This is a genomic window from Porphyromonas somerae (genome assembly GCF_022845615.1).
GTDB classification, from domain to species: Bacteria; Bacteroidota; Bacteroidia; order Bacteroidales; family Porphyromonadaceae; genus Porphyromonas_A; species Porphyromonas_A somerae.
Genome location: NZ_AP025559.1, coordinates 1,960,820 through 1,974,079 on the forward strand (window position 1 = coordinate 1,960,820; position 13,260 = coordinate 1,974,079).

At 50.5% G+C, this 13,260-nt stretch carries 15 protein-coding genes; all 15 read left to right on the forward strand.

Annotation, left to right across the window (positions count from 1 at the left end; all coding sequences use genetic code 11):
- The first annotated feature begins 4 nt into the window (after nucleotides 1–4).
- Genes MWL85_RS08460 through MWL85_RS08530 form a run of 15 tightly spaced genes read left to right on the forward strand, consistent with a single transcriptional unit; the run spans nucleotide 5 to nucleotide 13,030 of the window.
- Nucleotides 5–919 carry a 1-acyl-sn-glycerol-3-phosphate acyltransferase gene (locus tag MWL85_RS08460; protein WP_244400384.1) on the forward strand — a complete coding sequence of 305 codons (915 nt, stop codon included), beginning with the start codon at nucleotides 5–7 and terminating at the stop codon, nucleotides 917–919.
- Between the two features lie 6 nt (nucleotides 920–925).
- A complete protein-coding gene (locus MWL85_RS08465; protein ID WP_244400385.1) occupies nucleotides 926–3,103 on the forward strand; it encodes a cation:proton antiporter in 2,178 nt (725 codons plus the stop codon).
- Complete coding sequence (locus MWL85_RS08470) at nucleotides 3,100–4,068, forward strand: diacylglycerol/lipid kinase family protein (RefSeq protein ID WP_244400386.1); 969 nt, start codon at nucleotides 3,100–3,102, stop codon at nucleotides 4,066–4,068. Before MWL85_RS08465 ends, MWL85_RS08470 begins: the two co-directional genes overlap by 4 nt.
- A gap of 2 nt (nucleotides 4,069–4,070) precedes the next feature.
- Nucleotides 4,071–4,658: a ribosome biogenesis GTP-binding protein YihA/YsxC gene (gene yihA, locus MWL85_RS08475; RefSeq protein ID WP_244400387.1), complete on the forward strand. Its 588-nt coding sequence runs from the start codon at nucleotides 4,071–4,073 to the stop codon at nucleotides 4,656–4,658.
- Nucleotides 4,659–4,700: 42 nt separating this feature from the next.
- On the forward strand, nucleotides 4,701–5,294 hold the full coding sequence (gene pnuC / locus MWL85_RS08480) for a nicotinamide riboside transporter PnuC (RefSeq protein WP_018029112.1): 594 nt from the start codon (nucleotides 4,701–4,703) through the stop codon (nucleotides 5,292–5,294).
- A complete protein-coding gene (locus MWL85_RS08485; RefSeq protein WP_244400388.1) occupies nucleotides 5,275–5,925 on the forward strand; it encodes a thiamine diphosphokinase in 651 nt (216 codons plus the stop codon). Before pnuC ends, MWL85_RS08485 begins: the two co-directional genes overlap by 20 nt.
- Nucleotides 5,926–5,928: 3 nt before the next feature.
- Complete coding sequence (locus MWL85_RS08490) at nucleotides 5,929–6,549, forward strand: ribonuclease H1 domain-containing protein (protein WP_244400389.1); 621 nt, start codon at nucleotides 5,929–5,931, stop codon at nucleotides 6,547–6,549.
- A complete protein-coding gene (gene hemH / locus MWL85_RS08495; protein ID WP_244400390.1) occupies nucleotides 6,533–7,537 on the forward strand; it encodes a ferrochelatase in 1,005 nt (334 codons plus the stop codon). The genes MWL85_RS08490 and hemH overlap by 17 nt, the downstream gene beginning before the upstream one ends.
- Nucleotides 7,522–8,235: an MBL fold metallo-hydrolase gene (locus MWL85_RS08500; protein WP_244400391.1), complete on the forward strand. Its 714-nt coding sequence runs from the start codon at nucleotides 7,522–7,524 to the stop codon at nucleotides 8,233–8,235. Before hemH ends, MWL85_RS08500 begins: the two co-directional genes overlap by 16 nt.
- Nucleotides 8,232–9,152, forward strand: coding sequence for a bile acid:sodium symporter family protein (locus MWL85_RS08505; RefSeq protein WP_244400392.1), 921 nt, complete (start codon nucleotides 8,232–8,234; stop codon nucleotides 9,150–9,152). Before MWL85_RS08500 ends, MWL85_RS08505 begins: the two co-directional genes overlap by 4 nt.
- Nucleotides 9,139–9,570, forward strand: coding sequence for a DUF695 domain-containing protein (locus tag MWL85_RS08510; protein WP_244400393.1), 432 nt, complete (start codon nucleotides 9,139–9,141; stop codon nucleotides 9,568–9,570). Before MWL85_RS08505 ends, MWL85_RS08510 begins: the two co-directional genes overlap by 14 nt.
- A 12-nt stretch (nucleotides 9,571–9,582) precedes the next feature.
- Nucleotides 9,583–10,515 (forward strand): ABC transporter substrate-binding protein, encoded by a 933-nt coding sequence (locus tag MWL85_RS08515; protein WP_244400394.1) that lies wholly within the window; start codon nucleotides 9,583–9,585, stop codon nucleotides 10,513–10,515.
- A 9-nt stretch (nucleotides 10,516–10,524) separates the two neighbouring features.
- Nucleotides 10,525–11,229 carry an ABC transporter ATP-binding protein gene (locus tag MWL85_RS08520; protein ID WP_244400395.1) on the forward strand — a complete coding sequence of 235 codons (705 nt, stop codon included), beginning with the start codon at nucleotides 10,525–10,527 and terminating at the stop codon, nucleotides 11,227–11,229.
- Nucleotides 11,219–11,992, forward strand: a complete 774-nt coding sequence (locus MWL85_RS08525; protein WP_244400396.1) for an ABC transporter permease — start codon at nucleotides 11,219–11,221, stop codon at nucleotides 11,990–11,992. Before MWL85_RS08520 ends, MWL85_RS08525 begins: the two co-directional genes overlap by 11 nt.
- 24 nt (nucleotides 11,993–12,016) lie before the next feature.
- Nucleotides 12,017–13,030, forward strand: a complete 1,014-nt coding sequence (locus MWL85_RS08530; protein WP_244400397.1) for a putative porin — start codon at nucleotides 12,017–12,019, stop codon at nucleotides 13,028–13,030.
- The last annotated feature ends 230 nt before the right edge of the window (nucleotides 13,031–13,260 follow it).

The window sequence follows — 13,260 nt, forward strand, 5'->3', positions numbered from 1 at the left end:
GGGCGTGACGAGAATTAGGGCATCAAGGAGTGGGCATTCTAAAGCGGCTTCACCGATCCTCAGTGTGGAGGATCTAAGAGATGAGGTACACCCTTTCTTCGGAAGTAAGATAGGGCGACTTACTGGTGTAGGGCTGATGAAGGCACTTCGGGTATCCGAACTCAATGAGGTGCACTCCGACTATACGCACCTGAGGGGAACGGAGCTAACAACCGCTGTACTCCAAGACCCGAGGGTGAATGTCTCTTACACGATTTACGGCGGGGAGCACCTTAAGGCACTTAAAGAGATGGGGGCTTTCTTCACCGTCTCCAACCACCCTTTTGGGGGATTGGACGGGCTGATATTGCTGGATATTATGCTACGAGAGCGGGAGGACTTTATGGTGCTGGTGAATGGGATGCTGAATAAGATTTCGGCTCTCAGTGAGTATTGGATACCGGTAAAACCGATCATGAAAGACCGTGAGCACGACCCACAAAAGAATATCTCCGGACTACGACTAGTGGCGGATAGGGTGCTGGGAGGACACCCTGTGGGAATGTTTCCGGCGGGAGGATTGCCTCACTACCAAAAGCGGTATGGACAGCCTATGGAGATACCGTGGAAGCTCAATAATGTCCGAATCATGAAGCGGGCGGGTATTCCGGTTCTCCCCATTATGTTTGAGGGGAACAACTCTCGCCGATACTACCGCTTTGGTGAGCGATGGGGGTATGATACTGCTTCGATACTGATCCCGAGGGAGCTTTTCAATAAGAAAGGGCAGGAAATAGAGGTCTACATCGGTGCCCCTATTATGCCCGATGAGCTATCGCGCCATAAAGATTTGAGTAAAAGTAGAGACTACCTGATGAGGCAGTGCCTGGGTATTCTACCATCGTACAAAGGGCGTCTCGATTATTTACAGAACCATTGAACCATTATGAGCCGAAAGTGGTATAAACAGAAGGATCTGCTCTACTACATCGCCATCCTTATCGCAGGGGTAATCGTAGTAGGCATACTGTCACAACTACCCGATCCTCACGCTGAGCCTACTGGCAAGGTCTCACTTGGTGAGGCCTTTGGGATATTTACCGATATCCTACATGGGCATGTGACCTCAACCTTTGGGCTACTGCTCTTGCAGGTGATTGTGATCTTGATATTCGCCCGCTTTGTGGCGTGGCTCTTTACCAAGATGGGGCAGCCCTCGGTGATTGGCGAGATATTGGCGGGTATCATCTTGGGTCCCTCGGTAGTGGGGTGGCTATGGCCGGAGGGTTTCAACTTCCTGTTTCCACAAGAGAGTCTGCACAACATCTCATTGCTGAGTCAGTTTGGTCTGATCCTCTTTATGTTTGTGATAGGGATGGAGCTCAATCTGGAGGAGATCAAGAAGCAACTCCGACAGAGCTTTGTGATTGCCCACTCGGGGATTGTGGCCCCTTTTATACTGGGTGCTATCTTGGCGGTATTTCTCTATGAGGAGTATAGCGGTGCCGATGCCACGGTGCTTACCTTTGCCCTCTTCGTGGGTATCACCCTGAGTGTGACCGCATTCCCTGTGCTGGCAAGGATTATCCAAGAGCAGGGCAAGATGCAATCTCGCCTCGGGATTCTCTCTATGGCGAGTGCGGCGAATGGCGATATTACGGCGTGGTGCCTACTAGCGGTAATCATGGCGATTGCACAGGCTGGGTCGGCACTTAGTGCCCTCTTTACCATCCTCTTTGCAGGGGTCTATATGGCGATTATGTTTGGGGTGGTTCGCCCGCTTTTCGCTATGATTGGAGCTACCTATCAGACGAAGGAGGTGGCGGGAAAGGGAGTGGTAGCACTCTCCTTTACCCTTCTACTTATCTCGGCCTACGTGACGGAGGTACTAGGGCTACACGCCCTTTTCGGTGCTTTTATTGCGGGAGTGGTGATGCCCGACAACCTCAATTTCCGGCATATGCTCACGGAGAAGATTGAGGATGTTGCCTTGGCGATATTCCTGCCTCTATTCTTTGTATCAAGTGGGCTCTCTACGGAGATTGGTTTGCTCAATACCGCCACCCACTGGTGGATCACGGGTCTGATTACCCTCGTGGCGATTACTGGCAAGATTGGCGGTACCTACTCCGCCTGTAGGGTGGTGGGCGAGACACCACACGATAGCCTTTATATGGGTATTTTGATGAATACACGTGGGCTGATGGAGCTGGTGATTCTCTCTATGGGACTAGAGCTGGGTATCCTTTCGCCAGTTATCTATGCGATGCTGGTGATTATGACCTTGGTCACCACCTTTATGACTACCCCTGTGATCAACTTAACCAACAAGATATGGGCCAAGCGTGCCACAAGAGCCGATCGCCAGCACTTCCATATCCTCTTCTCTTTTGCGAGAAGTAAGATGGGGCTGACGATGCTCCATATCGTGGAGAGCCTATTTGCCAAGCCAGAGGAGTCTGTAGAATTGGTGGGGCTACACCTCACGGTGGGAAGTGATACCAGTAAGAGCGATGCCGAGCTATATCGGAGCCAAAACTTCGCCCCTATTCAGTCGCATGCCGATGCATCGGGATACGGGGTGGAAGAGTATTATGAGGTGACGGATGACCCGCTTCACTCTATTGCCAAGGCGACGAGGGTAAAGGGAGCCGACCTACTACTGGTGGGTGCTGGACTAGAGCTTTCTGCCAACCCCGAGGATAAGGCGATGCGGGAGCGGCACCTCAAGTTTGGTCGTAGCTTTTCAAAAATCTTCTCTCAGACCATCAACTTCTTTAATCTCCACAATCTATTTGAGGACCATACAGAGGACTTCGTGAGGATCCCTCACTGTGCCATCGGTGTGGTAATAGATCGTGGTCTGGAGCAACAGGCAAAGCAGATTGCCATTCTTTCGGATCAAAAAGAGGAGGGCTTTAGGAGTTTGGTAGAGACCATTACTCAAACGACCGAGGCAACTATTAAGCAGTACCAAGCTGGGCAGGCAGAGTTGGAGGAGATCAAGTCCTCCTGCGACCTTCTACTGATGCCTTACCACCTATGGCAAGAGCTACGCACTGAGGACCCTGAGATTATCCACAAGATCCCAACCACCCTACTTTTGCAAGCGAATAAGAAATGAAATATCTACTCATAGCTAATCCTATTTCTGGTCCTAAGAAGGGCCAAACCTCTATCCACCAAAAAGCATTGGAGCGGATAGAGAATGCAGGACATTCCGCCAGTTTACTCACTACGGAGTATGAAGGACATGGTTACGAACTGGCACTTGAGGCTCTGGATAGCGACTACGATGTAATTGTGGCAATAGGCGGAGACGGCACTGTGAATGAGGTAGCACGTGCCTTGACTCATTCGGATAAGGTGCTAGGTATCATCCCTAATGGGAGTGGCAACGGATTGGCACGTGAGCTACAAATCCCTTTGGACACCAGTGAAGCAACGAAGGTGTTGCTTGAGAATAATGTGATGACGATGGATACCTGCACCGCCAATGGAGACCCTTTTTTCGTTACTTGTGGTATCGGCTTCGACGGGAAGATATCTAAGGAGTTTGCCAAAAGCGACGCTAGAGGGCTTACCACTTACGCTAAGGAAGCGGTAAGCGAATACTTCAACTACCACCCCAATGACTACCACCTGCTCATCGATGGTAAGGAGGTGACAGCAACCGCCTTTCTCATTGCTATTGGCAACGCCTCTCAGTATGGCAATAATGCCTACATTGCACCCAATGCTAGCCTAACGGATGGAGTACTGGACCTCACGATTCTCAAGCCCTTCCCTCATATTGAGGCGACTAAAATAGCTATGCAGTTATTTACCAAGGGGATTGATAGGAATGAGTACGCCGCCCTCTACAAAGGAAAGCATATCCTCATTGAGACACCCAATAGGGTCAATTACCACATTGATGGTGAGCCCAAGCACAAGACCGACCGACTAGAGATCGAGGTCTGCCCCACTTCTCTTCAGGTGGTTAGTAGGAAGGAGAAAAGCTACAATAAGTCTATGCTCGACCTGCTACACCAAGCGGCGAGCGGTTTTTATGGATGGACAGCAGATATCAAAGAGCGATTTAAGTAAGTATGGAAATCAATAAAGCACAATTTATCACCAGTAGTAGCAAGCTAAGAGAATGCCCCAAGGAAGGAATACCCGAGATAGCTTTTATCGGGCGCTCTAACGTGGGGAAGTCTTCGCTCATCAACCTACTCACGGGGGTGAAAGGCCTAGCCAAAACCTCCCAAACACCTGGTAAGACGCAGCTCATCAACCACTTTCTCATTAATGATTCCTTTTATATTGTCGACCTTCCTGGCTATGGTTATGCTCGGGTGGGCAAGGGGCAGAGGAGTGGCTTCAAAAAGATGATTGAGGATTATATCCATCAGCGAGAGGAGATGGTCAATCTCTTTGTACTGGTGGATATCCGCCATAAACCGATGAAGATAGATGTCGACTTCATTAATGAGATGGGCGAGACGGGCGTTCCTTTCTCTATTGTCTTCACGAAGGCCGATAAACTCTCTAAGTCGGCTGCAAAGATGAGTCTCATGGCCTATCAGGAGGAGCTACTCAAGAGTTGGGAGGAGCTTCCCCCACTATTTGTCACCTCTTCGGAGAGTGGTGAGGGGCGGGAGCAACTGCTGGAGTATATTGAGCAAATTCTCTAGCCCACTATATATTTGGTACCTTTGTAACCTTAGGAGAGTTCTATGGAATTGATGCAAATAATAGAATTGGTAGCAGCCACCATTGGTATCCTCTATGTATGGCTAGAGATGAAGGCGAGTGTCTGGCTCTGGCCTGTCGGCATCGTGCTACCCCTCTTCTACATCTATATCTCATGGCAAAGTGAGGTGTACGGCAATGTGCTGGTCAATATCTACTACATCATCGCCTGTGTTTGGGGCTGGCGTGAGTGGCTCAAGCACCGCAAAGATGGAGAGACGAAGGAACTCCCCATCTCCCATCTACCCGAGCGGTATCTCTGGACTTTAGGCCTAGTAGCCTTGCTTTTTCTGGGGTTATGGCCTCTATTTGAGTACTATATGGGGAGCCCTTTTCCCGCTTTTGATGCCGCCGCTACCGCCATCAGCTTCTATGGCATGTGGCTTTTGGGAAAGAAGTATATTGAGAGCTGGTATTGCTGGATCTCGTCGAATGCGATCTATTGTACCCTCTACTTTCTACAATCTTACACGATCACCGGCTTATTCTTTACCCTCTACACCGTGATTTCGGTGGTGGGGTATTTTAATTGGCGTAAACTACTAAAGCTTCAGCACGATGCAAATCAACCTCAATAGTCCATACACACCCGAAGTCGTAGTGGTGGCAAATGGCGACCTTCACCATGATGAGGAGACGCTAAGACTCTTGCAGGTAGCCCCTCACGTAGTGGTCTGCGACGGTGCTCTCCGACGCTATTTAGAGCTCACTACTCGCAAGCCCGATGCCGTGGTAGGTGATGGAGACTCTGTGAATGAGGAGGAGCTAAAGCGGGCGGGCGTTCCCTTTACCAAGATCGCAGATCAAGAGACGAACGACCTCACCAAAGGCGTCACTTTTGCCATAGATAAGGGGTGGAAAAAGATCGCCATTATCGGAGCTACAGGTCGGCGAGAGGATCACTCGGTGGGCAATATTTTTCTACTCCCCGAGTATTACAAGATGGGAGCGGAAGTACGGGCTTATAGCCCTCACGGCTGGCTCATCCCTTTTCAAGGCGATTGCCTATTAGAGACAGAAGTGGGGCGGGAGCTTTCCCTCTTCGCCACAAAGGAGCTACCGATGAGTGCCAGTGGCGTTGCCTATCATTTCGAGCAAAGAGTCTTTACAGCCCTTTGGCAAGCGACCCTCAATCAGGTCACCAGCCCTATAGTAAAGCTCTACTCTGAGGGTATCGCTATCGTATTCATTTCACAAGAGAAGCGGTAATTTATGGGCAATAAGTACTACATAGTTTGGGAAGGGCACCAACCTGGCGTCTACGAGTCGTGGGAGGAGTGCCAAGCACAAGTGCGTCACTTTTCTCGACCAAAGTTCAAGAGCTTCAAAGAGATCACTCGTGAGCAGGCGGAAGCCCTTTTCCAAAACCCCTATGCCCTCCAAGGCGAAGGGGAGCCAAGGATATTGGACCGTAGCCACAAGATCGACCTCACTGCACTATCGGTAGATGCTGCCACCAGTGGCAATCCCGGACCGATGGAGTACAGAGGTGTCTGGGTTGAGACCAAGGATCCACTCTTCAGCAGTAAGGTCTACCCCGTTGGCACCAATAATATAGGCGAGTTTCTAGCCATTGTACACGCTATGGCGTGGATGAAGCAAAATAATTACTTCGTGCCGATCTACACCGATAGTCTCACCGCACAGGCGTGGATTCGTAAGAAGCAACCCAATTCAAAGCTTCCGCTTACTCCCGAGACACAAGAGCTCTACCATGTACTACAGCGGGCAGTTAATTGGCTCCATAATAATGACCTCTCTATGTTTACCCTCCTCAAGTGGGAGACTGAGCTATGGGGAGAGATACCGGCCGACTATGGGCGTAAAAAGTAAATCTGCCAATATGCGTGCCATCCTACTCATCAATACCGGTTCACCAAAGAGCTTAGAGACCAAAGAGGTACGCAACTATCTCACCGACTTTCTCACCGATCGGCGAATAATTGGGTTGCCCCAACCCTTTAGAAATATACTAGTGCACGGCATCATTGCCCCTTCACGAGCTCCCAAGTCCCGAGACAAATATGCCCAAATATGGCGGCCAGAGGGATCGCCTCTCCAGATACTCACCGAGGCATTGGCCACTCGTATAGAGAGCGAAAGTGGCATCGCCACTTTTGTAGCGATGCGGTACAACCGTGGCTCCCTCGAAGAGGCATACCAGCGAATCACCACTCAGGGCTTTACCGAAGTGGTGCTCGTTCCCCTTTTCCCTCACTACGCTATGAGTAGCTACGAGAGTGCCGTAGCACATGCCGTGGAAGTTCATCAGCAGGGAAGCTACCCCTTTGCCCTCCACTGCGTTGCACCTTACTTCAACCACCCACTCTATATTGAAGCACTATTGGAGCAGGTTGAGCGGTTCGCCACCCCCGACGGTCACCTCCTCTTCTCCTACCACGGCATACCGCTTTATCAAAATAAAGCCTATGCAGGTATTCCACAGAAAGACTATCCCTACCAGTGCGGCGAGACTACACGACTGGTCACCACTCACCCACGATTCAAGGCGATGAACCTCTCCTATGAGATATGCTACCAGTCACGATTTGGGCACAATAGATGGCTAACCCCTACCCTAGAGAGCCGACTTGAGGCGTTGGCAAAGGAAGGGCAAAAGAAGGTCTCCGTCATCTGCCCCTCCTTCGTCTGCGACTGCCTAGAGACCTCTTGGGAAGTCGGTATCGATCTGAAAGAGCGGTTCGTAAAGCTTCAGCTCACTCTGATAGAGTGCCCCAACGACTCTCTGACGATGGCAAATTGTATCATCGACCAAGTCAATCACCATACCACAGAGGCAATAGAATGGACGAAACCATGACACTTTACTTTATACAGCATAGTTGCTACCTCGTGGAGGGGAGCAATGCCTTTTACCTCTTCGACTACTTCGGCGAGGGCGATCCTCATACGATTCTCTCAAAAGCACCGGAGAAGCCGCTCTATATCCTCACTACACACTCTCACCACGACCACTATTCGTCTGCGGTTTTCAAGGAGTTTGGCGGGCGAGAACTGCACTATATCTTTCACAGCGAGCTAAGGGACAAGGTACCCTCTGATCAACTCTGCAAGGTGCATTTCCTAGAGACTGGCGAGTGCTACGAGGATAACCACCTTTGGGTGAAAGCATTTGGCAGCACTGATGTGGGTGGTAGTTTCTACTGCAAAGTGGAGGGGCTGTCCCTCTTCCACGCTGGCGATCTGAATAACTGGCACTGGAACGAAGAGGCCGATGACCGCTATATCCGCCAGTACGAAGCTGCGTGGCAGGTGGAGCTCACAAGGCTAACGGCAGAGGTAACCCAGTTAGATCTCTTGATGTTCCCTACCGACCTGAGGCTGGGCAAAGATTATCTAAAGGGACTTCGAGAGCTACTTGGCCTTATCTCGATTCGCCACCTTGCTCCAATGCATCTCAATGGTCAACTCAATCCTTGCGAATTGGAAGCTCTGGCTAGGCAACACCATTTCAACCTATTACTTCCTCAACCACTCACCGCAAGGCAACTACTATGAACGCCCTTCGCATTATCAAAGACTACGCCCTCCTTTGGGCCATGTTGCTGGGAGCACTATTCTACCCCTGGCTACACCACCTCGCCCCACTGACTACCTATACCCTATTTTTAATGCTACTTCTCTCCTACACTAAGGTGAGTCCGAAGGAGATGAAGCTCAATCGCACCCACGCCTTGCTCTTCGCCCTCCAGTGGTTTTTAGGCATCATCGCCTTCCTAGTAATTGAGCCTTTTGATGTAACCATAGCCACAGGGGTGGCACTCATTATCCTCACCCCTACCGCCACGGCTGCCTCGGTGATTACAGGAATGCTGGGTGGAAGCATCGCCTTTGTCACCAGTTATATGATCCTTAGCAATGTGGCGATTGCCTTAATAGGACCAGTGCTGATCGGTCTCCTTCACCCCGAGATGGCAGCCAATTATTGGAGCACCGTGCTCACCATCCTCGGACAGGTTTCGGCTTTGCTCGTATTGCCACTGATTGTTGCATGGGCACTACGTTACTTTGCCCCCAAATGGCACGACCGCTTGGCGCACTTCAGCTTCCTCACCTTCTGGATATGGGCTGTGAATATCATGATACTGATTGCCACCGCCATACACACCTACCTCACTAATGACCACCTCACCCCGAGGTACACCCTACTCCTTTCGCTCATCACTCTCGTCACCACCTTGGCACTCTACTACGTTGGAGGTCAGGCCTCACGACTGACTGGCGAGCGACGAGTCAATGGTCGGCAAACCCTTGGGCAGAAAAATACCGTCTTCGCTATCTGGCTCGCGATCCTTTTCCTTGATGCCAAGGTAGCCTTTATCCCCACCCTATATATAGTGGTGCAGAATGTGATCAATTCGCTTGAATTGGCCGCTTATCAAAAATCATTACGCAAAAAGAATGGCACGAATTAGTAAAGAGATGATCTCCATCATCATTAATGGAGAGAGGGACCAAGAGAAGGCTCAGTTCCTACAGATCCGGCATGAGATGCCCACAGCACTAGAGTCGGGCAAATACCCCATCCGAGTAGATATCACGTGGGAGTACGAGGGCGACCACTCTGGGATGCCTACAGAGGAGGTGGCGGAGCAGATGAATAGCCTAGAGGAGGCTCTTATCCCTGCACTAGAGAAGAATAACCTCGCGCTACTCGCCTACCAAGTGACAGGCGAGGGGCGACGACTATGGTGCTTCTACACCCGCAACATTGGGGCGTTTCAAGAGACGCTCAATGAAGCACTAGAGGAGCTACCTCTCTTTCCGATTACCTTTTATGCCGAAGAGGATCGGGAAGCCGACGCCTTTAGAGAAGTTGAAACATTATTATAAATGAAGACCATTATGAAAAGAGCATTATTGGTACTGGCAGTTATGGCACTGCTACTTCCCAGTTGTAAAAAGGAGAATAAGGAGGAGCAGACCACACTCGCTCCGCTTAAGGTGGGAGCGATGTCGTCGCTCGACTACCTTCCCTACGTGATTGCAGAGAAGATGGGCTATACCGATAGCCTTGGCTTGGACCTAGAGATCGTGAAGTTTTTCTCTGCCAACGACCGCGATGCCGCCTTTAGGAGTGGTCAGCTCGATGGCACCGTTATTGACTATACTGGCGCAGCAATACAGCAGGCAGCAGGACTTCCCTTGGCGATTGTGGTAAAGCACGATGGTTATTTTGAGTTGATGGCTCAGCCCACAATGGAGAGCGTTGCCGACCTCAAAGGGAAACAAGTTTCTGTCTCTCGCAATACCGTGATAGAGTATGCCACCGATAAGATGCTAGAGGCTGGTGGACTTGCCGAAGCTGATGTAGAGAAGCCTGAGATTAATAAGATTCCTCTCCGTATGGAGATGATGGTCTCCAAGCAGATAGATGCCTCAGTCTTTCCTGACCCTTTTATCACCATCTCTAAGGCACAGGGTTTCGTAGCCCTCTCCTCTACCCGTGACCTCGGCATCTCGGTTACTGGCACCATGTTTACAGAGAAGGCATTGACCGAAAAGGGGGAGTCAATCCGTGCCCTTCTCAAAGCCTACAACCTCGGCGTGGATTACCTCAATAGCCACGACCGCCAAGAGTGGGTAGAGGTACTGATCAATGATGCTGGAGTACCAGCAGAACTAGCGGATAAGGTGGTACTTCCTAACTATACTCACGCCACGCTCCCTTCGGAGAAGGACCTCAGCGAGACCCTACAGTGGCTACAAGCGAAGCAACTGGTTCCCGCAGAGTACGATATCAAGGGACTCGTTTCGAGCGAATACCTACCTGAGTAAGCAGGCACCGTGAGTAGGATCACCATCAAAGAACTCTCCTATAGCTATCACGGCCGAGGAGGGGTGACCCAAGCCCTTAACCGCGTGAGCCTATCCCTTGCCGAGGGCGAGGTGATAGGGCTCACGGGGGTCTCGGGCAGTGGTAAGTCGACTCTACTCAACATCCTCTCCGGCATCCTCAAAGGCTACAGTGGCGAGGTACTGATCAATGGAGAGCCCCCCAATCCCAAGAAGCACTCCATTGCACTAGTGCCTCAGAGCTATGGGCTACTGCCGTGGAAGCGGGTACGAGAGAATATTCTACTCCCTCACACCTTAGGGAAAAAGTGCCAGAGGATTGGTGAGCTACAGAGTATCGTGGATCGGCTAGAGATTAGAGCATTCCTTGATCGCTACCCTTCCGAGCTATCGGGCGGACAGAAGCAGAGGGTAGCTCTTGCCCGTGCCTTTGTACAGTCGCCCGACCTCCTTCTAATGGATGAACCTTTCTCAGCACTTGATATCTCCACTGCCACTCGCAGTAAGGAGCTATTCAAAGCTTTCCAAAAGGAGCTGGGAGTTACCACAGTGATGGTGAGCCACAATCCGCAAGAGATAGAGGGACTCACGGATCGGGTGATTATCCTAGGGGGCTCCCCAGGAGAGGTGATAGCTGATACCCATCTGCCGAATGCGGAGCAAATCTTACAAGAGATCTTGAGGAATGAAAAGTAGTCAACGACTGAAGGCCCTACTCTACCGTACGATGGTAGGTCTGTTGCTCATCAATCTACTTTGGTGGGTAGCATCAATAACCCTCAGCAGTACCGCTATCATTTCACCTCTGAAGGTCTATCAAGCCCTTCCCACCCTCCTTTCGCAAGAGATGGGGCGACATCTGTGGGCAAGTCTTTATAGAGTGCTTCTGGGGCTACCGATCGCCTTTGTACTGGGAATGAGCATGGCGTACGCCATGTACCGCCTTCACCGATTTGGTAGAGTGATGAGTGCCTTTACCTACCTCGCCTACCCTATTCCCAAGCTGGCACTACTCCCCATCGTGATGCTGATTGCGGGATTGGGCGACACCGGAAAGATCGCCATGATCGTGCTGATCATCCTCTTTCAGATCATCGTCAATATCCGTGACAGTCTCTACAATATCCCTCGTGAGAGTTTTCTTATCACCACCTCCCTAGGGGCTACAAATTGGCAAGTCTACCGACACGTGCTGCTACCGGCGACGCTTCCCGACACCCTTTCTACCCTAAGAGTGGCGATCGGGACGGCCATTTCGGTGCTTTTTGTCACCGAGACCTACGGTACGGACAAAGGGATGGGCTACTTTATCATCGACTCCTGGATGCGCTTTGACTACATCTCTATGTATGGAGGGATAGCTATACTGAGTATTGCGGGATTTCTGCTCTTCCTACTCACCGACCTACTAGAGCTTCTCCTTTGCCCTTGGCAAGAGCTCTCGCCTAGTGACAAGTAACATCATTATTATATCACAAGAAACATGAAAAGAATTACATTACTTATTACCGCACTACTCCTTGTAGCAGGTCCCGCATCGGCTCAGAAAGAGAGCTTTGCTAATCGTATTACAATCAAAGGATACGGTCAAGTCTATGCAGAAGGAGGCTACTACGACAACGACCAGAAGCTCGGCACCTTTGGCATCAATAAGATAGAGATCCTAGGACTTGGCCGGATTACCGACCAATGGAGCATGGGTGTCACGGTGCAATTTAATAAACCTGTGATGCTCAAGGACCTCTACATGCAGTACGCTTTTATGCCAGAGCTAAAGGTGAAGGTTGGGCAGTTTAAGACCCCTTTTGGGCATGAAAACCAAATCGCTCCTTTCCTTAATTCGCTCGCCATCGGTGGAAGTATGCCTACCGTTTACTTTGCTGGTGTAGGTATGGACCCGCTCTACTACGGTACTGCAGGCCGTGATATGGGTATTGAGCTATCGGGCGACCTATTCAAAAACATCGTTTCCTACAAGGTGGTAGCGATGAATGGTCAAGGGATGAATGCCACAGACCTCAACCTCGGGAAGCTACTCGGTGGCTCTCTCTACATTCGTCCAATAGAGGGGCTTAGCATACATACCTCCTACCTCGGGGGCAAGCAGGTAGCTATGGGTGCTGCCAAAGGAATCCAAGCGGGCGAAAGCTATATGCGTCACCGTGTCAGCGCAGGCGTTATTGCCAATTACCAGCCGATTAGCCTCTCTACAGAGTATATGTATGGCCGCGATAAAGATGTTAAGAGCATGGGTGCCTACCTCACCGCTGCCATTCACCTACCCAAGCGTTACGACCTAGTAGTCAGCGGGGACTATCTACAGCCTGATATGGACCAGTCGGGCAAACTATATACCGCCACATTAGGCCTAGACAAATGGTTCTACGGCAATTGCCGCGTACAGATGCAGTACCGCTACACCCACCCTACTGAGCAGGTGATGCTCCCAGTAGCTAAAGGCCACACCCTCCGACTCCAATTCCAATTCGCCTTCTAATCAAAGGCCCCCATAAAACAATATAGTCTCAACCCAGGGGTTACGCATTAGAAAGGACTTGTCAAGTAGTATTCATCTGAGTATCTATGGTTAAGGACCTCCGTAGGAGGTCCTTTCTCGCTTGTCTAGTACAAGTTATCCATATTAGGGCTGTAACTTAAGTTTATATCTCTAATGCGTAACCCCTGATTATACATATGAGTTAATAATAAAAGAACTATCTTTGCGGG